26 protein-coding genes are annotated in these 19,494 nt (G+C 41.8%); 17 read left to right on the forward strand and 9 right to left on the reverse strand.

Translation table 11 applies throughout. The features are described 5' to 3' along the window. Positions 1–27: 27 nt before the first annotated feature. From surE to ABD873_RS13685, 11 genes are all read left to right on the forward strand, one after another. Entirely contained in the window at positions 28–807 is a 780-nt protein-coding gene (surE, locus tag ABD873_RS13635; protein WP_039052951.1) for a 5'/3'-nucleotidase SurE, read from the forward strand. Next, positions 807–1,070: a hypothetical protein gene (locus tag ABD873_RS13640; RefSeq protein ID WP_345069202.1), complete on the forward strand. Its 264-nt coding sequence runs from the start codon at positions 807–809 to the stop codon at positions 1,068–1,070. Before surE ends, ABD873_RS13640 begins: the two co-directional genes overlap by 1 nt. 51 nt (positions 1,071–1,121) lie before the next feature. Beyond that, positions 1,122–1,988, forward strand: a complete 867-nt coding sequence (locus tag ABD873_RS13645; protein WP_345069204.1) for a 1,4-dihydroxy-6-naphtoate synthase — start codon at positions 1,122–1,124, stop codon at positions 1,986–1,988. 266 nt (positions 1,989–2,254) lie between these two features. Continuing rightward, a complete protein-coding gene (gene secA / locus ABD873_RS13650; RefSeq protein WP_345069206.1) occupies positions 2,255–5,533 on the forward strand; it encodes a preprotein translocase subunit SecA in 3,279 nt (1,092 codons plus the stop codon). 32 nt (positions 5,534–5,565) lie between these two features. Continuing rightward, on the forward strand, positions 5,566–6,030 hold the full coding sequence (locus tag ABD873_RS13655; protein WP_231561076.1) for an SPOR domain-containing protein: 465 nt from the start codon (positions 5,566–5,568) through the stop codon (positions 6,028–6,030). Positions 6,031–6,041: 11 nt separating this feature from the next. After that, entirely contained in the window at positions 6,042–7,232 is a 1,191-nt protein-coding gene (locus ABD873_RS13660; RefSeq protein WP_345069209.1) for a M20 metallopeptidase family protein, read from the forward strand. Positions 7,233–7,238: 6 nt separating this feature from the next. Continuing rightward, entirely contained in the window at positions 7,239–7,799 is a 561-nt protein-coding gene (locus ABD873_RS13665; protein WP_345069211.1) for a hypothetical protein, read from the forward strand. Between the two features lie 6 nt (positions 7,800–7,805). After that, positions 7,806–8,297, forward strand: a complete 492-nt coding sequence (locus ABD873_RS13670; RefSeq protein ID WP_345069213.1) for a GNAT family N-acetyltransferase — start codon at positions 7,806–7,808, stop codon at positions 8,295–8,297. Between the two features lie 39 nt (positions 8,298–8,336). Next, a complete protein-coding gene (locus tag ABD873_RS13675; protein WP_039052947.1) occupies positions 8,337–8,651 on the forward strand; it encodes a rhodanese-like domain-containing protein in 315 nt (104 codons plus the stop codon). Between the two features lie 84 nt (positions 8,652–8,735). Next, a complete protein-coding gene (locus ABD873_RS13680) occupies positions 8,736–9,038 on the forward strand; it encodes a hypothetical protein (RefSeq protein ID WP_039052946.1) in 303 nt (100 codons plus the stop codon). Beyond that, positions 9,035–9,268 (forward strand): DUF6358 family protein, encoded by a 234-nt coding sequence (locus tag ABD873_RS13685; protein WP_345069216.1) that lies wholly within the window; start codon positions 9,035–9,037, stop codon positions 9,266–9,268. The genes ABD873_RS13680 and ABD873_RS13685 overlap by 4 nt, the downstream gene beginning before the upstream one ends. A 36-nt stretch (positions 9,269–9,304) precedes the next feature. On the opposite strand, the gene gcvT is transcribed toward ABD873_RS13685, so the two are convergent. From gcvT to ABD873_RS13710, 5 genes are all read right to left on the reverse strand, one after another. Further along, a complete protein-coding gene (gene gcvT, locus ABD873_RS13690; protein WP_345069260.1) occupies positions 9,305–10,384 on the reverse strand; it encodes a glycine cleavage system aminomethyltransferase GcvT in 1,080 nt (359 codons plus the stop codon). 121 nt (positions 10,385–10,505) lie between these two features. Continuing rightward, a complete protein-coding gene (locus ABD873_RS13695) occupies positions 10,506–11,207 on the reverse strand; it encodes a pseudouridine synthase (RefSeq protein WP_345069218.1) in 702 nt (233 codons plus the stop codon). Continuing rightward, a complete protein-coding gene (locus tag ABD873_RS13700; RefSeq protein ID WP_345069220.1) occupies positions 11,207–11,578 on the reverse strand; it encodes a hypothetical protein in 372 nt (123 codons plus the stop codon). The genes ABD873_RS13695 and ABD873_RS13700 overlap by 1 nt, the downstream gene beginning before the upstream one ends. Before the next feature lie 9 nt (positions 11,579–11,587). Further along, positions 11,588–12,079 (reverse strand): DUF4112 domain-containing protein, encoded by a 492-nt coding sequence (locus ABD873_RS13705; protein WP_039052944.1) that lies wholly within the window; start codon positions 12,077–12,079, stop codon positions 11,588–11,590. A 1-nt stretch (position 12,080) separates the two neighbouring features. Then, complete coding sequence (locus tag ABD873_RS13710; protein ID WP_345069223.1) at positions 12,081–12,791, reverse strand: SIMPL domain-containing protein; 711 nt, start codon at positions 12,789–12,791, stop codon at positions 12,081–12,083. Positions 12,792–12,931: 140 nt separating this feature from the next. Here ABD873_RS13710 and ABD873_RS13715 point away from each other — a divergent pair, with 140 nt between their 5' ends. After that, positions 12,932–13,123 carry a cold-shock protein gene (locus tag ABD873_RS13715; protein WP_039052943.1) on the forward strand — a complete coding sequence of 64 codons (192 nt, stop codon included), beginning with the start codon at positions 12,932–12,934 and terminating at the stop codon, positions 13,121–13,123. Positions 13,124–13,207: 84 nt separating this feature from the next. Here the strand turns inward: ABD873_RS13715 and ABD873_RS13720 are convergent, their stop codons facing one another. The 3 genes from ABD873_RS13720 to recO form a co-directional block, all read right to left on the reverse strand. Continuing rightward, a complete protein-coding gene (locus ABD873_RS13720) occupies positions 13,208–13,591 on the reverse strand; it encodes a DUF805 domain-containing protein (RefSeq protein ID WP_039052942.1) in 384 nt (127 codons plus the stop codon). Positions 13,592–13,700: 109 nt separating this feature from the next. Next, positions 13,701–14,162, reverse strand: coding sequence for a DUF805 domain-containing protein (locus ABD873_RS13725; protein WP_345069225.1), 462 nt, complete (start codon positions 14,160–14,162; stop codon positions 13,701–13,703). Positions 14,163–14,232: 70 nt separating this feature from the next. Next, on the reverse strand, positions 14,233–14,955 hold the full coding sequence (gene recO / locus ABD873_RS13730; protein WP_345069227.1) for a DNA repair protein RecO: 723 nt from the start codon (positions 14,953–14,955) through the stop codon (positions 14,233–14,235). A 308-nt stretch (positions 14,956–15,263) separates the two neighbouring features. On the opposite strand from recO, the gene rpmB reads away from it, so the two are divergent. The 5 genes from rpmB to rimO all read left to right on the forward strand — a co-directional run bounded on the left by rpmB (position 15,264) and on the right by rimO (position 18,514). Beyond that, positions 15,264–15,497, forward strand: a complete 234-nt coding sequence (rpmB, locus tag ABD873_RS13735; protein WP_082021770.1) for a 50S ribosomal protein L28 — start codon at positions 15,264–15,266, stop codon at positions 15,495–15,497. Between the two features lie 70 nt (positions 15,498–15,567). Then, positions 15,568–15,750, forward strand: a complete 183-nt coding sequence (gene rpmG / locus ABD873_RS13740; RefSeq protein ID WP_039052939.1) for a 50S ribosomal protein L33 — start codon at positions 15,568–15,570, stop codon at positions 15,748–15,750. 52 nt (positions 15,751–15,802) lie between these two features. Next, positions 15,803–15,964, forward strand: a complete 162-nt coding sequence (locus ABD873_RS13745) for a DUF4295 domain-containing protein (protein WP_082021769.1) — start codon at positions 15,803–15,805, stop codon at positions 15,962–15,964. Between the two features lie 144 nt (positions 15,965–16,108). After that, positions 16,109–17,071, forward strand: coding sequence for a signal recognition particle-docking protein FtsY (gene ftsY / locus ABD873_RS13750; RefSeq protein ID WP_039052938.1), 963 nt, complete (start codon positions 16,109–16,111; stop codon positions 17,069–17,071). 108 nt (positions 17,072–17,179) lie between these two features. Then, positions 17,180–18,514 (forward strand): 30S ribosomal protein S12 methylthiotransferase RimO, encoded by a 1,335-nt coding sequence (rimO, locus tag ABD873_RS13755; protein WP_345069232.1) that lies wholly within the window; start codon positions 17,180–17,182, stop codon positions 18,512–18,514. A 22-nt stretch (positions 18,515–18,536) separates the two neighbouring features. Here rimO and ABD873_RS13760 read toward each other — a convergent pair whose 3' ends face one another. Next, positions 18,537–19,364, reverse strand: a complete 828-nt coding sequence (locus tag ABD873_RS13760; protein ID WP_345069234.1) for an N-acetylmuramoyl-L-alanine amidase — start codon at positions 19,362–19,364, stop codon at positions 18,537–18,539. Positions 19,365–19,494 lie beyond the last annotated feature (130 nt).

Below are 19,494 nucleotides of genomic sequence, written 5' to 3' on the forward strand. Positions count from 1 at the left end.
TTTTTTTATTTTTCCTAACTTAGCATTATGACAAAGAAGAAACCGACAATCCTTGTCGTAAATGATGATGGCATTACAGCACCCGGTATCAAGGTGTTGCTGGAAGAAATGCAAAGACTGGGAAATGTAGTTGTGGTGGCGCCGGACGCCCCACAGTCCGGAATGGGACATGCGATTACCATTGCCAAGCCCTTACGATTGGATAAAATAGAATTATATCCTGGTGTGGAGATGTATAAATGTTCGGGCACGCCGGTGGATTGTGTGAAGTTGGCAGTAGACAGAATCTTTAAAGATAAGAAGCCGGATTTATGTGTTTCGGGAATAAATCACGGACTAAACTATTCCATCAACGTGCTGTATTCGGGTACCATGTCCGCTGCGGTAGAAGGAGCTATAGAGGGAATCCCTTCCATAGGCTTCTCATTGGATGATTTTGCTCATGGAGCCGATTTCTCCCACACGAGACCCTATGTTTATGGAATAGCACAGCAGGTGTTGCAAAATGGTCTTCCTAAAGGTACTCTGCTTAACGTTAATTTTCCCCATATAGAAAAGGGCATTAAAGGTGTGAAGATCTGTAGACAAGCTAACGGTTGCTGGGTGGAAGAATTCGAATACCGCAAAGATCCACATAATAGAGACTATTACTGGATGACAGGAAGATACGACTGGGTGGACCGCGGAGAAGATACTGATGTCTTTGCGATTAATAACGGATATGTCTCTATTGTGCCTACACAATACGATATGACGGCGCATCACGCCATTCCGGAGTTGAATTCTTGGGCTTTTGATGTAAAATAATGCAGAAGAAAGACTTTATATTAGGAATGGTTATCGGGGTCATAGCTCCTTTGGCATCCTATCTCCTTACGCAATACACTTCGTTGCAACAAGATTATTTTGTCGAAAAACCTATAGCTATACATGTGCTGGCCGCAGCAATTAACCTTATTGTTGTGCGCTTTGCCTATAGGGCAGGAAAAGAGTCTTTGGCCAAAGGTGTGATGCTGCTAACTTTCCTTGCTATGGTAGTGTTGATTTGGCTCACCAAGCTGAAAGTGTAGGGTGCTCATGTACCTTATCATATTTTGAAACCGGATTTTAAAGTAAAGTTTATGAAATTAAGTTTAGGGTTTTCCCCTTGTCCTAACGATACTTTTATTTTCGATGCGTTGATTCATCATAAGATTGACACCGAAGGCTTGACTTTTGAGGTGGAATATCATGATGTTGAGACGCTGAACCATAAAGCTTTCAACAGAGAGCTTGCCATTACTAAGCTGAGTTATCACGCCTTTGCTTATGCTGTGGAGGATTATGAGCTGCTGGACGCCGGATCAGCCTTGGGCTTTGGGGTAGGTCCGCTGCTGATTACTAAACGAACAGAATTAGCCGAACAGCTTGCTGCTTTTGCTGGAAAGCCTCTGCCGGAGCAATTTCATCAGCTCAAAGTGGGCATTCCGGGAAAATATACAACGGCAAACTTCCTTTTAGGATTGGCCTATCCATCCCTCCAAAACAAGGAAATCATGGTGTTCTCCGATATAGAATCAGCCTTGCTGGACGAACGGATAGATTTGGGACTTATCATCCACGAAAATCGCTTTACCTATCAGGATAAAGGACTGTTTAAGGTTGTGGATTTGGGGGATTATTGGGAGAAAACGACAGAAAGTCCTATTCCACTTGGCGGAATTGTCATCCGTCGTGATATGCCAGAGGAAATCAAAAACAAGGTCAACAAGCTTATTCGTAAAAGTGTGGAATATGCTTTTGCCAACCCTAAATCCGGATTGGAGTATATACGCGCCCATGCTCAAGAGATGGATGAAGAGGTTATGTATAAGCATATAGATTTGTATGTAAATCAATACTCGGTAGACTTGGGACCTTTGGGAAAGAAAGCTATACAGTCTATGTTCGAAAGAGCATATGCTTTGAACATCGTGCCGAAGACCTCGAAAAATATATTCTTGAAATAGACCGACTATATCGGTCTATTTTTGTTTTCGGACAAAAGTTTTGTGTACTTCAAAAATACTTTTTGGAAGAGTCTTATCCTTGAAACATTGGCTTCTCATCACTTGAATGCAAGTTTAACAAAATAAGCCGTTGACATGAAAAAAAATAGCTGTAATACTGTAACTTGTCAGTCTGAATAATTAAATTTGTCCGATTCGTGCCAAAATGTCCCTGATAACGAGTTTGGATTCAATTTTGTGCATTAGTGTAGAGATAAAATAAAATTATGTTAAAATTCTTAAGCAAATTATTTGGTAGCAAGTCGGAGCGAGACATTAAGGCTATACAACCTATTGTCAACAAGATCAAGGAAGAATATAGTAAGTTAGCCAACTTGTCCAACGACGAATTGCGCGCTAAGACCGTTGAATTTAAAAACCGTATAAAGGAATATTTAAAAGATATCGATGCCGAAATCTCGGATTTGCAGGTTAAGGCTGACGAACAGATTACGGATATTGCAGAGAAAACGGCAGTATACGACAAGATAGACAAACTAAAGAAAGATCGTGATAAAAAGTTGGAGGAGGTATTGGCAGAGCTCCTTCCCGAAGCTTTCGCCGTGGTGAAAGAGACAGCACGTCGTTTTACTGAAAACGAAGTGTTGGAAGTTTCTGCCACCATGTTCGATAGAGAACTTGCGGCAAGAAAGCCTAACGTAACTATCGAGGGTGATAAGGCTTATTGGAAAAATAAGTGGATTGCTGCGGGCAATGAAGTTACGTGGAACATGGTACACTACGACGTTCAGCTTATCGGTGGTATCGTGTTGCATCAAGGTAAGATTGCCGAAATGATGACGGGGGAAGGTAAAACGTTGGTGGGAACCCTTCCTACCTATCTTAATGCGCTATCAGGTGAAGGTGTTCACATCGTAACGGTGAACGACTATCTTGCTAAGCGTGACTCGGAGTGGAATGCTCCTTTGTTTGAGTTCCACGGCCTTACTGTCGACTGTATCGACAAGCACCAGCCAAACTCCCCTCAGCGTCGTAAAGCCTATCAGGCAGATATCGTGTATGGTACCAACAACGAGTTTGGTTTCGACTACTTGCGTGACAATATGGCGCAAAGCCCTGATGCCTTGGTACAGCGTAAGCTACACTTTGCCATGATTGACGAGGTGGACTCCGTATTGATTGATGATGCTCGTACGCCATTGATCATCTCCGGTCCTATTCCTATGGGTGACCAGCACGAATTCTATCAGCTGAAACCACGTATTGAAAAACTAGTTAACGCACAAAAAGCGTACGTAAATACTGTATTCAATGAAGCTAAAAAGGCCATAGCAGCAGGCGACACAGATCCGGAAAAAGGAGGACTTGCTCTTTTCCGTGCCTACAGAGGTCTTCCTAAGAATAAGGCGCTGATCAAGTTCTTGAGTGAGAACAACCACCGTCAGATCTTGCAAAAGGTGGAGAACTTCTACATGCAAGAGCAAAACCGCCATATGCCTAAGGCCGACAAAGAGCTTTATTTCGTTATCGACGAGAAAAATAATCAAGTAGAACTTACCGAAAAAGGTATCGAGCTTATTACCGCCGAAGGAGAAGATCCTAACTTCTTCATCCTTCCGGATGTGGGTAGCGAAATCGCCGAAATCGAAAAATCTAACGCTACGTTGGAGGAGAAGGCTGCCCGCAAAGATGAGTTGATGCGTGACTATGCCATCAAAGCGGAGCGTATCCACTCGGTCAACCAGCTTTTGAAAGCTTATACCCTATTCGAAAAAGACGATCAATATATCGTTGACGAAGGAAAAGTAAAAATCGTTGACGAGCAGACAGGACGTATCATGGAAGGCCGCCGCTATTCGGATGGGCTTCACCAGGCTATAGAAGCTAAGGAAAATGTTAAAGTAGAGGACGCCACACAAACGTATGCTACTATAACCTTGCAGAACTACTTCCGTATGTACCACAAATTGGCAGGTATGACGGGTACTGCTTCTACAGAAGCAGGTGAGTTCTGGGAAATCTATAAGCTTGACGTGGTGGAAATTCCTACCAATAAGCCTGTGATACGTGAGGATAAACAGGATTTGATTTATCGTACCGCACGCGAAAAATACAATGCTGTAGCACAAGAGATTCAAAATCTTACTGAAGCCGGAAGACCGGTATTGGTGGGTACTACTTCGGTAGAAATTTCGGAACTATTGAGCCGGATGCTTAAGCTGCGCGGCATTAAACATAACGTATTGAATGCTAAGCTTCACCAAAAAGAGGCAGAGATTGTTGCGGAGGCTGGTCGTCCTGGTCAGGTGACCATCGCTACCAACATGGCCGGTCGTGGTACCGACATCAAGCTTACCGAAGAGGTTATCAAGGCAGGAGGTCTGGCCATCATCGGTACGGAGCGTCACGAGTCTCGTCGTGTAGACCGTCAGTTGCGTGGTCGTGCCGGACGTCAGGGAGACCCAGGGTCGTCACAGTTCTTCGTCTCTTTGGAAGACCCATTAATGCGTCTCTTTGCGTCAGAACGTATTTCGAACATCATGGTTAAGATGGGCGTGAAGGAAGGCGAAGTGATGCAGCACAGCATGCTGACCAAATCTATAGAGCGTGCACAACGCAAAGTAGAGGAGAATAACTTCGGTATCCGTAAACGTTTGCTGGAATACGATGACGTGATGAACTCTCAACGTAATGTGATTTACACCAAACGTAAAAACGCCTTGTTCGGAGAACGTCTCGATGTGGATTTGAACAACACGATTTACGATGTGGTGGAAGATGTTGTCGTAAGTGCCAAAGAAGATGGTTCTTATGATGAGTTCCAAATCGAAGTAATACGCTTGTTCTCTGTAGATCCTGCGATCAGCGCTGAAGAGTTTGCATCTAGCAATGTAAATACATTGACCGACAAACTTTTCCAACAGGTAATTACACATTACGAAAACAAAGCGAAGAATATCGCTGCTCAGACCTTGCCGGTATTGAAAAATGTGCTAGCAGAGCGCGGCGACTTCGTAGAAAATATAGTTATTCCTTTCACAGACGGTATTCGTGGCATTCAAGTTGCTACTAACTTGAGGAAGGCCGTGGAATCAGAGGGTAGAGAGGTGTTCAAAGCCTTCGAAAAAGCTATAGTCCTTGCTTTGATTGATGAAGCATGGAAAGAGCATCTACGTGAGATGGACGACCTTAAACAATCTGTTCAGAATGCCGTTTACGAACAGAAAGATCCTATCATTATTTATAAGATGGAAGCCTTCAACCTGTTCAAAAACATGTTGGCTTCAATGAACAAAGATATTGTTAGCTTCTTGTTCAAGGGCGACATTCCGGGACAGCAGCAACCTCAAAATATAGAAGAGGCAAAACCTGTTGCGCCACAGCCTGAAAATGTAAAGGCAACAAAAGAAAGTTTAGAATCTCCAACCGGGGTTTCTGAAGAAGATGTGGTAACACAACCTATACGTAAGACACAGGATATTGGTCGTAATGACGAGTGTCCTTGCGGTTCAGGATTGAAATACAAAAATTGTCACGGTAAGTAATCGCTAAGACAATTAGAAGGAGTTTTATAGAGATGTTGCAAAAAAATGGATTGATTTTATTTTGGAGCACTTTAGCATGCCTAATATCTATAGATGTAAAGGCGCAGGAAAGTAATGCAGTAGAAGTTCAAAAGGATACGCTTATTACTTTGCTGCAAAACTTCAGAGCTGCTAATGAAATCAATCCTACAACACCTCGATTGATAAGCCTAGGACCTAAGGTTGTTGATAAGGCCAAAGCTACCCGGGTTAGAAGAAAGGGTTTCAGAGTACAGATCTATTCCGGATCCAATCGAAGTGAAGCTTATGCCGTGCAGGCCCGCTTCCGAAGCCAATATCCGGACATAGACACTTATATCACCTATTCGGAGCCTAATTACAGGGTTAAGGTAGGAGATTTCCTCAGCCGTAGCCAGGCTAATGAATTTATGCGAACCATACGTTCTCAGTACAAATCCGTATTTGTCTTTCAGGAAGACATCTGGGTTTGGGAATAAAACATTTTATCATGACCAATATAAAGCATGAAATTCAGCAATTAGCGAAAGAATTTTTTGCTGAAATCGTTGATATTCGCCGTCACCTACACCGTAATCCGGAACTTTCTTTCGAAGAGTATAATACGTCAGCATTTGTAAAGGCTGTATTAGACAAGATAGGTATTCCTTATACTTCCATGGCTAATACGGGAGTCGTAGCGCTCTTGAAAGGCGATTTACCGTCGGATAAGGTTATTGCCCTACGTGCAGACATGGATGCTCTTCCTATCACAGAGGTGGAAGGACGCCCCTACGGCTCGCAAAATAAAGGTGTCATGCATGCCTGTGGTCATGATGTACATACTTCCTCCCTGCTTGGCGTAGCCAAAATTTTGTATGCACTGAAGTCTAAATTCGGTGGAACGGTAAAACTTATCTTCCAACCGGGGGAAGAAAAACTGCCAGGAGGAGCTTCGCTGATGATTAAGGAGGGCGTGCTGACAAATCCGGAGCCTAACGCCGTGATAGGCCAACATGTGATGCCTTTCATTGAAGTAGGTAAAGTGGGTTTCCGTGCCGGACAGTATATGGCTTCTTGCGATGAGCTCTTTATGACTGTACGGGGTCGTGGAGGACATGGAGCACAACCGCATCAAAATATAGACCCTATAGCTATTACGGCACAGATTATATCTGCTTTGCAGCAGGTGGTAAGCCGATTTGCCGATCCACGTATCCCTACGGTATTGTCTTGGGGAAAAATCGTGGGCAACGGGGCAACAAACATTATTCCTAACGAAGTTTATCTTGAGGGAACCTTCCGTACATTCAACGAAGAGTGGAGGGCGGCAGCCCACGACAAAATCGTAAAAATCGCTACAGGCATAGCCGAAAGCATGGGAGCTTCTTGCGACATCGAGGTTCGTAAAGGATATCCTTATTTGGTCAATGAGCCTCAGCTTACATCAGCGGCACGAAAGGCAGCAGAAGAATACTTAGGAGCAGAGAATGTCGTGGGTCTGGACCTATGGCCTGCCGCAGAAGACTTTTCTTACTATTCGCAGGTTGCCAATGCTTGTTTTTACAGGCTTGGAACAGGAAATAAAGCCAAAGGAATACAGTCTGCGGTACATACGCCCACCTTCGATATTGACGAAGACGCTTTGGAAATAGGAATGGGACTTATGGCATTTATCGCCATCACACAACTAAATCAATAATAGAACATGTCTTCACACCATGTTGTTCGCGAAAATCAGGAACCTGCATTAGTCGTCGAAGAGGTGCAAGCACTTTCAGAAGAATATTTAGGACAGCTTCTGGAGTGGTCCCCTACCCTCATCACCACTCCACAGCAGATAGATTATTTTCTGATGCAGGACATTAAGATAGATGTACTGTATGGTGTATCCACAGACCAATATCAGGAAGATATAAAAGTTATTCTACCTGAGAAAGACTTTCTGACGGATAGCATTCAATATCTGATAGCGCATGGCCATAAGGCGGTAAATATTCTAACGAAAACCATTTCCGAGCATATTTTGTCTTTTGCTGATGCAATAAATATCGTTCTGTTCTGCGAAGGTATCCGCTATGTTGTCATCCGAGAGAAGTACGAAAAATGGAAGACCAAAGGGGACAGGATGTTTGTGGAGCCCTCACAAATAAAATCTTTCAATGGCTTGCGCTATGTGGAAGGTAACATCTTTCAAGTCGAACAGGACGGTTTCGTAGCTTTGGAAATGAATACTGATCAATATATTATTGTCGGAGAAGAAGTTTAGAACATCATGTTGGAGATTCGCATAGCCGCATTGGAAGAAGCATCTATCATCCACGAGCTGGCCCACAAAATATATTTTCCTACCTATACAGGTATTCTCAGTGAGGATCAGATGGAATTTATGCTTGAAAAAAGCTATACCGTTACGGCCATCCAGCAGTCGATTCAGCACGGACAGCTTTTTTATATAGCCTATGAGGAAAACGTGCCGGTAGGCTTTATAGCCTTAACCAACAAAAATGAAAACATTTTACGCATAGAAAAGTTATATCTATTACCGTCTTCACAGGGAAAAGGCTTTGGAGGGCTTATGATAAGCTTTGCTGAAGAGGAGGCTGCCCAAAGGGGCAGGGATACGTTAGAGCTTAACGTAAATAGAGGTAACAAAGCATATTATTTCTATCTGAAGCAAGGTTTTGAAGTGGTCGAAGAAGTAGATATTCCTTATTACGGATATATTTTGGATGATTACGTGATGCAAAAGAAAATTACCCTATAAATCAACCGGTATTGTTATATTTGATATAAAAATAGAATCATGAAAGAAATTACTGTTCAAGAATTAAAGGAAATGATGGATCGCAACGAGCAATTTCAGCTGATTGACGTTCGCGAACCTTTTGAATATGAAGTTTCAAACCTTAATGGTCTTAATATTCCTTTGGCGGGAATCCTTATCGAGCAAGATAAGATAGCAAAAGATATCCCTGTGATTATTCAATGCCGTTCGGGAAAAAGAAGTGCACAAGCCGTCATGTTGTTGGAGCAGCAAGGGTTTACGAATCTAGCAAACCTTAAAGGAGGAATCCTGGCTTGGCGTGACGAGATAGATCCTGAGATGGACGTATATTAAGAGAAAGAGATATATCAACAGGAAAGAGAGGTTTTACCTCTCTTTTTTATTTTAAGCTGTGCTAGAAGGTTGTACCTTTGCGGTATGAGAAACTTATATCAGCAGACTACGCAAGCCTTCTATTTCAGTTTGGTATTCTATATAGGTGCCTTGATATTGATGCTTTTTAAAGTCAGCATCGCTCCTATCCTATTCAGTTTCTCACTACTGATATCCATGATTTGGGTGCTTCTGGTATTGCGAGAGATTATGGTGTCCTCAAAAATAAGCTCTGTGGAACGTCTCCTTCTGGCGATATTCATTATATTGCTGAATATTTTGGCCGGTTTGGTATACTTTTATGGATTAAGAAAAAGAGTTGTAGAAACTCCTAAACAAACGAAATGAAAAAACATTTTATCTTAAACTTATTGCTCAATCTGGGAATAATCTTTCTGGTGATGAGCGGTGTTGCGGCATATCGTAGTGGCAACATGCTTATTCTTGGTGTGGCCATAGCGTTGTCTGTAGTTTTGATATATCTGAAAGTTGTCCTGTTGAAACATGTGAAAGCCGAGCTGATCAGAAAGCAGCAGGAGCAACAAAAAACACACAAGCCCAAAAACAAAAAGGGATAATCATCGATTATCCCTTTTTATCTTTATTAGATATTATTATTTAATAAAAGGAGCTTTCTTTACTACGGCTTTCACCTTTTGGTTGCGGATGCTGATATAAATTTCCGTACCTTCTTTGGCGAAAGCGGTATTTACATAACCTAATCCTATAGATTTTTTCAAGGTTGGAGATTGTGTTCCTGAGGTTACACGTCCTATCACGTTGCCTTCTGCATCCACAATCTGGTAGTCGTGACGAGGAATACCTCTTTCTATCATCTCGAAGCCCACCAATTTTTGTGCTGTTCCCTTTTCTTTTTCGGCTTTGATATTTTCACAGTTGACAAAGTCTTTGGTGAATTTAGTCACCCAGCCAAGGCCTGCCGCGATTGGAGAAGTGGTGTCGTCGATATCGTTTCCATAAAGGCAGAAGCCCATTTCTAGACGTAAGGTGTCACGTGCGCCCAAACCTATAGGTTTGATGCCGAAAGGTGTTCCTGCTTCGAAGATAGCATCCCAAATTTTGCGGGCATCCTTGTTGGCTACGTATATTTCAAAACCACCGGCTCCGGTATATCCTGTTGCAGAAACCAGCACGTTGTCTACGCCTGCGAATGTTCCTTTGGCGAAGGTGTAATATTCCATGGAAGCCAGTTCAATATCTGTAAGGCTTTGTAAAGCCTCAGCGGCTTTAGGGCCTTGTACGGCAAATAAAGAAGTCTCGTCGGAGATGTTTTTCATCTCTACGCCGTAGGTGTTGTATTTGCTGATCCAGTTCCAGTCTTTTTCTATGTTTGCTGCATTCACTACCAACAGATAGGTAGTATCATCAATTTTATAAGTCAAAAAGTCATCTACAATACCGCCGGTTTCATTTGGAATATAAGCGTACTGTACTTTTCCGGCATATAATTTTGAGGCGTCGTTGGAAGAAATCTTTTGAATAAGGTCAAGAGCTTTCTCTCCTTTTAGGATGAACTCACCCATGTGGCTTACGTCGAATACTCCAACTCCATTACGTACAGTTTCATGTTCGTCGTTGATTCCTGAATATTGGACGGGCATATTGAATCCTGCGAAAGGAACCATCTTGGCCCCTAAGGATATGTGGAGGTCAGTTAAAGCGGTATTTTTCATCATCTATATTTGGTGTAATCTTTTTTTACAAATCTAATTAATATCTTTAGATTTAGGTTTACGATTTTAATAATTTCGTAAAAATGACGGCCTATTTTGCGGAAAACCTGAAAATTTCTTGTTATATCTCCACTTCAGAAATGCTAATGCCCAAAATATCGAGAGAGCGTTTGAATTCGCTCTGTAAATCAGCTTTTATCGCAATCGATTGATTAGTCCAAGGGTGTGTAAAGTAAAGAGCGGAGGCGTGCAGAAGCATAGTTTCCATGGCGAATTTTTCTTTCCACATTTTGTTTTGTTTGTTACATCCGTGGGGTCTGTCACCAATGATGGGATGCATGATGTGGGCGAAATGACGCCGCAGCTGGTGTGTACGTCCTGTGATAGGGTTTGCCTCTACCAGAGAATATCGTGATGTGTTGAACTTTCCTTGTGGAACATCAATCTCAGCGATGGCTAGGCGGCGGTAATGGGTGATGGCTTCCTGCGTCTTGTTGGTATTAGCCTTGGTAAGGGGGTAATCTATAGTTCCCTCTTCAGGGCAGAAGCCGCGTAACAAAGCTAGGTAGCGTTTGTCCATTTTCTTGTCCTGAAACATTTGCTGGGTCTTTTGGTCCGTCGCCTTGTCCAAAGAGAAGAGCAGTATTCCTCCTGTTTTGCGGTCCAAACGATGTGCCGGATACACCGTCATCCCTATCTGATCACGCAGCAGCTGCAAGGCCGTCTCATCGGCATCCTGTGCGATGGATGAACGATGTACCAAAAGGCCGTGTGGCTTGTTGATGGCAATAAGATGTTCGTCTTGGTAAATGATTTCTAACATTAAAGATTTTTGAGTATACGTACTATTTCGTCAGCTTTTCGGTCAATTTCGGGGCTCAGCCACACTTTGGTGAATGCTCCCCCTCCTATCGGAGGTGTAGTTTGTCCTTGCCATCTAATCTTTATAATAGAAAACAGGTAATAATTTTCTATGATGACGCTGTTGGACACAAACTCCTTAACGATGCGGTTGCCAAACAAGGTCATGCCGAGCTGCATGGCTTCCGTATCCTTGTAATTGAGTTGGGACATCAGCAGCGACGTAGCTTTGTCCTGAACGGCACTTTCCAGTTTATCCTGGGTAGGATTGGTAAGTAAAGCCGCAACCATCACTGCAATAAGCAGTAGTGCAAAAAATCTTGTCTTTGACATAATCTTACTTTAAAAAAGGTCGGCAAGAGCGTTCCATAGCCATGTTGCCAGCTGCCACATCCAATAAAAGGCGACGCAACACAAAAGTACTATTATTATGAATAATGTTATCAATAATCCTTTGGCGCTACCCTGATATTTGCCTCTAAAGTAGTGCTCTTTGAGAATGCGGACGTTCTTTTTGTTGGCCCTATGGAAGAAGTCAAAAGCATAACCTACTAGAGGGATGGAACCTAGAATGGCATCATAAAGGATGTTGAGCAACATCTTTACGGCGGCCTTGCTGCTTACACCATTGCGCAGCATCACAAGGACCAAGACCAAAGAAAAGAGGAAGGAAACAACCTGTCCAGCGTAAGGTATTAAATTCAAAAGAGGATCCAAGCCAAACTTGAATCCTCCTATGTTGAATTTGCTATCCAGCAGTATGGACATACGCTCTATCCAGGCGAAATCTTTTTCACGCCTGCGACGAGCATCTATGTCTAAATTCTTTTCCAATTTATTTTAGTTCGAAGACCGCGTCAATATAGCAAGTCAATTTTATAGGTTTAATGTCTATCACTAGCGAAGACTCTTCTACAGCCATGTCGTTGGCAGCTTTTGCATACATAGTGCGTGTTACTGGCATAAGCTCTCCCATGTTGAATGAGGAGTTGTCGTTGATCACCAATACTTTACCTACTCCTTGGCCGTCGGCTGCGGCAAGGATTTCTGCATTGGCGCGAGCATCTTTGACAGCAAGAGTTTTAAGTTCTTTTTCTATGTCTTTCTTCTGCGAATGGTCGTATCCGCTGATAGAAGTGCTTTGAATGCCACGAGGGTCAACATTGTCGAACAACGAATTAAGCCCATTAAGGTTTGTCACCTTGATGCGGTATTGACGCGACTGCAACAATTCATTGTTTTTCTTTTTCGTATCGTAGTTGTAGCTGTAAATGTTTTGGATGGTGAAATCCTCTTTCTTCACGCCGATGGCCATCGCTGCGTCGTAGAGCTGCTTTTCTAACGTTTCGATAAATACTTTCTTCTTCACGTTGCCATCCATATAGAATTCTTTCAGCGATACAGAAAGATATATGATGTCTGGAGTGACTTCTTTTTCGGCATAACCTTTTGTCGCTACCTTGCGGTATGAGTCTATACTGTTCGTTTGTGCATTAGTCATGAGAATACTTCCTAATAAAACTGCGAGTGTCAATAATTTTTTCATATATGTTTTAATTTTTTGTTTTCTTATATAACGAATAGACAAGTAAAATGCCACAATGTTTAACAATACGTGAAAAAATATTCTTGTTAATGAGAAGAATAATCTTATCTTTAGAATATAATTTAAAATACAATACAATAATGCAAGAAGGTAAAGTAAAATTCTTTAATGAGACCAAAGGTTTCGGTTTCATTGTACCAGCTTCAGGTGAAAGCGAAATTTTTGTTCACGTTTCAGGATTAGTAGACAAAATTCGTGAGGGCGACAGTGTTACTTACGAAGTAGAACAAGGCCGTAAAGGTCTAAACGCGGTAAATGTAAGAGTTATCTAATCTACGGCATTAGATTCCACATATATTTATTGTGAGAAAAGCTCGAAATCCTTCATTTCGAGCTTTTTTGGTGATTCCTACGTATTATATAATAGCGGTATTTTGCGGCATGGATTCATCAGGTTCGGGGCCGTATTTGTTTTCGCCCTTATCTCCTTTCAACAGCATGAGATAAAGAATATATAAGTTGACGAAAGGCACGAAAGCCAAAATAATATACCACGCCGAACGGTTAGTGTCATGCAGACGCCGTGTCGTGACAGCCAAAGAAGGGATAAGTACAGCTAACCCATACAATGGATATAGGAAGAAAAGAAAGTCTGACAAGGCAGACAAAATGCTTAATATTCCAAATACCACAATATTTATTAGTGTAAAATACCAGAACTCCTTGCGTCCGGCTCTACCGTCAAAATTTGCAAAGTTGTTTATCACAACTTTCAAATAATATGCTTTTAACTCTTCCATAATTTTAAAGTTTATAATTAGCAATTAGTTATATAAATTTAATAAAAAACACTGCTAATCAGCAAGATGCGGTAATTTATTTTTGAAAGAGCTCAAAACTTGTCGGCGATTAGAACTCTTTTTTGAAGGAGTTGTCCGGATGGTTCTGGTCGAAAAAATCTTCTTCCTTAGGATCAGGACCATACTGATTCGTTCCTCTTTCTCCTTCCGTTACGAAAAGATATAGCAGGTAAAGAAATCCTATACAGCATACGAAGCTCCATAACAGATTGAAACCCGGTTTGCCGATATCATGCAGTCGACGCACACTCACCGCCAAAGAAGGAATAAAAACGACAAGGGAATATATGGAGCTTAGATATCCTGACTGTGAATAGTAGGAAGACCATTCCTCATAGCCCGGTATGGGCCAGGTGGCTGTCTGATATGTGAATCCGAGCATATTGTCGATGAAGTTGAGCCCCCAAGAGATGACAATATTGAAGAGGACGAACATCCAGAATTCTTTTCTGCGAGCTCTTCCACTAAAGTTGGCGTAGTTGTCACGGACAACTTTTAGATACCATTCCATAATAGGTTTATTTAAGTAAACGGAAATTTTTATTACTTAAATTTAACACTATCTTTTGATATTCAGTTTGTTAATGGAAAATTTCTTCTAAAATTTCTAAGGAGTTGACAGAACCGAAGTTGTCAGTATGCAATTTGTAAAAGTTGATAATCTGCTCTAACAAGTAAATACGGTCTTCATGTTTCATTTGTATGGTGTGAGATTCTTCGTAGGGAACATGCAGGATGGCCTGAAACATGGAGGTATGGGGCTCCTGTAGCATGAATGTGTGAGGAGGTGGTGTGTGGGTAAATATCCCCTCCACGAGGTCGAAAAAAGGCTTATCCCCTTTGTCGGCCGAAGGCATATACCCTAAAAATCGACTCAGCTTCATCAGGAAACATAAATGGAAATTATGGATGGCAGTATGCGTTTTGTCGAGCCAGAGAATAGATTGTTGGATAAATTCGTATAGATAAGGGTCCGGTTGTTGAATTTTGAGAACTTTATATAGGATTTCGTTCAAAAAGATGGCAACAGAACTTTTAGCGACATCCAGAGGTATCTGCTGCAACACAGGTGAAGCTGTCGCTTCCTTGATGCGCTGCAGTGTGCCGCTGTCTTTATAGTATACCACCATGTCCAACAGATGAAGAGGTTGCAGCATGTTGATATGTATTTTGGCTTTAGGCTTTTTGGCGCCATTGATAAGGTACGACTGCAGACCGAACTTCTCGGTATAGATCTGGGCTACTACGCTGTTTTCCGAATAGTTGGTGACTTTAAGTGCTATGCCGCGCGTTTTTTCGAGCATCTTCCCTCTCCTATGCTGTTGATTTGAAAGGATAAAAGTACTAATATTGTATGTATTTTGGAAAGATGATGGCGGGCTTCTCCGTGACAAGGATGTGAATTGTTGAAAACTATTTTGGGGCTGTACGGGGAGAATTTAAAGGCAAATGATTTATTTTTGCTCATTCCTGCTGTTTTTAGGATTATTTTTTTAAATAATTCTACCTGTACTGTTGTAAATCCCAAAAGAAATATAGATATTTGCAAACTCTTTGCAGGGACTGCATAGAGAATTGGAGTATAAATAGACAACATTAAAGAATAAATATCATGTCAAGAATTTGTGATTTAACAGGCAAAACGGCATTAAATGGTAATAACGTATCTCACTCGAACGTTAAAACCAAGCGTAAATTCTATCCTAATTTACAAACTAAACGTTTTTACATTCCTGAAGAAGATCGTTGGATCACTTTGAAAGTGTCAACATCAGCGATTAAAACGATTAACAAAAACGGTATCACTGCAGTTATCAATAAATTTATCAAGAAAGGATACGTTTAATCGTTATTCGCCTGTTAATTAAAGATATTCATGAACTAATAGTCCGTGAGGATTAAACAAAGTAAAAACAATGGCTAAAAAAGGAAATAGAGTACAAGTTATCTTAGAGTGTACTGAGCACAAAGAAAGTGGTCTTCCAGGGATGTCACGTTACATCACTACAAAAAACAAAAAGAACACCACAGAGCGTTTGGAATTGAGAAAATACAACCCTGTGTTGAAGAGAGTGACTGTTCACAAAGAAATTAAGTAATTAATGTATAGGGATAGCGTAAGCTGTACCTTTTAATTAAAAACATAATACCATGGCAAAGAAAGCGGTAGCATCATTACAAAAAGGTGGTGGTAAAGAGTTCACTAAAGTTATTATCACTACTAAATCTCCTAAAACTGGAGCTTATACTTTCAAAGAAAGTATGGTACACAACGACAACGTAAAAGAAGTTGTTGCAGCTGCTTCAAAATAAGCAACAAGATATTCCTTTTTTAAAGTTTTTCTTTAAAAAGATAAAAAAGCCGTTTTGGTAAGCACACCGAAAGGGCTTTTTTAGTATAGCAAGATTTAAGTATATTTGACCAACATATTTGGCACTACTTATCATAAGTAATACATGGGTTTATTCGATTTCTTCAAGAAAAAACAGGAGACTCCGGAAGCGCAACAGGCTCTGGACAAAGGTCTTGAAAAGACTAAAGAAGGGTTCTTTTCTAAGATTACCAAAGCGGTCATAGGTAAATCTACCATCGATGATGAGGTATTGGATAATTTGGAAGAGGTGTTGGTGACGTCGGATGTTGGTGTTAGTACGACCTTAAAAATTATCGAACGTATTCAAGACCGTGTGGCCAGAGATAAGTATGTCGGTACGGATGAACTTAACCGCCTGTTGAAAGAAGAAATCCAAGCTCTTCTTGCTGAAAACAACAGTAATGACTTTGAAAGTTTTGCTTACGGCGACCATAAGCCTTATGTGATTATGGTAGTAGGAGTAAACGGCGTAGGGAAGACCACCACCATAGGCAAACTGGCCTATCAGCTTAAACAGGCAGGCAATAAAGTGGTATTGGGCGCGGCGGATACTTTCCGTGCGGCGGCGGTAGACCAGATCAAGCTGTGGGGAGAGCGTGTGGGGGTACGTGTGGTAGCGCAGGCCATGGGTTCCGACCCTGCTTCGGTAGCCTTCGATACAGTACAGTCGGCCGTGGCTAACGGCGATGATGTAGCCATTATCGATACGGCGGGACGTCTACATAATAAGGTGGGGTTGATGAATGAGCTGGGCAAGATCAAGAATGTCATGCAGAAGATAGTTCCCGGAGCGCCACATGAAATCCTTTTGGTATTGGATGCTTCCACAGGACAGAACGCCATAGAGCAGTGTAAGCAGTTTACGCAGGCTACAGATGTCAACGCCTTGGCATTGACCAAGCTGGACGGTACTGCAAAAGGGGGTGTGGTCATTGGTATCTCCGACCAGTTCAAAATTCCGGTGAAATATATCGGCGTAGGAGAGAAGATGGAAGATTTGCAGCTGTTCAACAAGAGAGAATTCGTAGAATCCTTATTCAAATAGCAAGTCTTTTATACCACTGCAAGACTTTATTTCCGAATAAAAACTATATCTATAAAAGAAATTTTTAATGGATGGGCAAGATTGTGCCTATCCAAATTATAATATCATATGAAAACAAAATTCAGTAAATCCGGATCACCAAAGGGAAAGCCTCGTGTGAATGTCGTGACATTGGGTTGCTCTAAAAATATCCATGATTCGGAAGTGTTGATGGGCCAGCTTAAGGGAAGCCAGATTGATGTAGTACATGAAGCCAATCACATCCAGGACAATGATATTGTAGTGATCAATACCTGCGGATTTATTGATAATGCAAAGCAGGAATCCATCGATACGATATTACAGTTTGCAGACCTTAAAGATCAGGGCAAAGTAGGGAAGGTCATCGTCACAGGATGTCTTTCGGAGCGCTATAAGCCCGAACTGGAGGCGGAAATACCCAATGTAGATGCATACTTTGGCACCAATGACCTACCGGATCTACTGGCAACTATAGGTGCGGACTACCGCCATGAGCTGTTGGGCGAACGTCTACTGACGACACCTTCACATTATGCTTTTTTTAAGATAGCGGAAGGATGTAACCGTCCTTGTTCGTTTTGTGCCATCCCTTTGATGCGTGGCAAACACGTGTCTAAGCCTATGGAAGATCTGGTGAAAGAGGCTAAACACTTAGCAGCCAACGGAACCAAAGAGCTAATACTTATTGCACAGGATCTCACCTATTATGGATTGGATCTGTATGGTAAAAGAAATCTTTCCGAGCTTTTGCGTAGACTGTCGGATGTGGAAGGCATAGAGTGGATACGTCTGCAGTATGCGTACCCTTCGGGATTTCCTATGGATATCCTGGATGCGATGAATGAAAGAAGCAATATCTGTAACTATTTGGATATGCCTTTACAGCATATTTCGGACCGTATGCTGACCTCTATGCGACGTGGTACCAGCAAACAGAAGCAGATAGATTTGGTTAACCGCATTCGCGACAAAGTACCTGATATTGCTTTGCGTACTACCCTCATCTGTGGTTATCCGGGAGAGACGGAGGAAGATTTCCAAGAGATGCTGGAATGGGTGGAGGAGACCCGTTTCGACAGATTAGGATGCTTCACCTATTCGCATGAGGAGAAGACGCATGCCTACACCTTGGAAGATGACGTGCCGGAGGAGGTAAAACAGGAACGAGTAGAAGCAGTGATGGAATTGCAGCAAGGTATTTCCTATGAAATCAACCAGACGAAGGTCGGTAAAGAATTTAAAGTGTTGATAGATAGGGTGGATGGCGATTATTTTATAGGCCGTACCGAATACGATTCTCCGGAGGTAGACAACGAAGTGGTGTTGGATGCGAAGACCAATTATGCCCGTATAGGAGATTTTGTGCAGGTGAAGGTGGATGGGGCGGAAGATTTTGATTTATACGGAACAATAGTAAAATAAAAAAGGAGCGAAAGCTCCTTTTTTATTGCAAATATTTTAACATGATATTATAAAGGATTTTCAAATCCTCATCGGTCAGTTCTGCCGATTTTGTGTCGCGTTGGATATAGTGGTGTTTGAATCCTTTGATGGCTGCATCTAAATTTTTCACATCATAGCCTATAACTTTTAAGGCTATTTTAACATCGAAATTTGCCGGTGGCGTTTCTAGCACATCGTCATACCAATATCCGAAACCTGCATCAGCAAGTTTTTTCCACGGGAAACGAGAAGGATCATTTTTACGTGTAGGCGCATAGTCCATATGGCCGATGAAGTTTCCTTGTGGAATTTTATAGGTTTCTTTAAGGTATGTCAATAGTTTGATTAAAGCGTCGATTTGAGCATCCGGCCAAGGGTCTGACACGCCATTGTTATCCAGTTCTATGCCTATAGAAGAGGAGTTTAGGTCGGTGTCGTTGCCCCAACGTCCTAAGCCCGCATGATGTGCGCGGTAGAGATCGTTTACCATCTGAACGATTTTTCCATCGCGGCCGATGACATAGTGTGAGCTCACTCCTGCTCTCGCGCTATGGAAAGTTTTCACAGTCTGCGCTAAAGAATCCTGAGCAGTATGGTGAATCATCACATAGTTAGGTTTGCGCACACCAAAGTTGATAGAACCTATCCATTCTTTGTCTGTCACGTCTATTTTAGGAAGCTGGCTTTCTACAGGTGCTTCTTTGTATAAGGCAGCAAACTCTTTAGCCTTTTTCTTATATATTTTTTCTGTAGCAGCATATTTGCCACCACCACAGGACGCCAGCAGAGCTCCGGCAACAAGGAAAGGCAATAAATAAAACTTCTTCATGGGTTATTAGATTTAGGGTTGCAATATAGCGAAATTAATAGCTTTTCAAGGATTTAAGAAATACAGCTTTTTTAAGTTGTTGACTTTCATTTAACTTTTCTCCAAGGATAAAAACTTATTAATGAAAAAA

Source organism: Sphingobacterium thermophilum (genome assembly GCF_039541675.1).
Taxonomy (GTDB): Bacteria; Bacteroidota; Bacteroidia; order Sphingobacteriales; family Sphingobacteriaceae; genus Sphingobacterium; species Sphingobacterium thermophilum.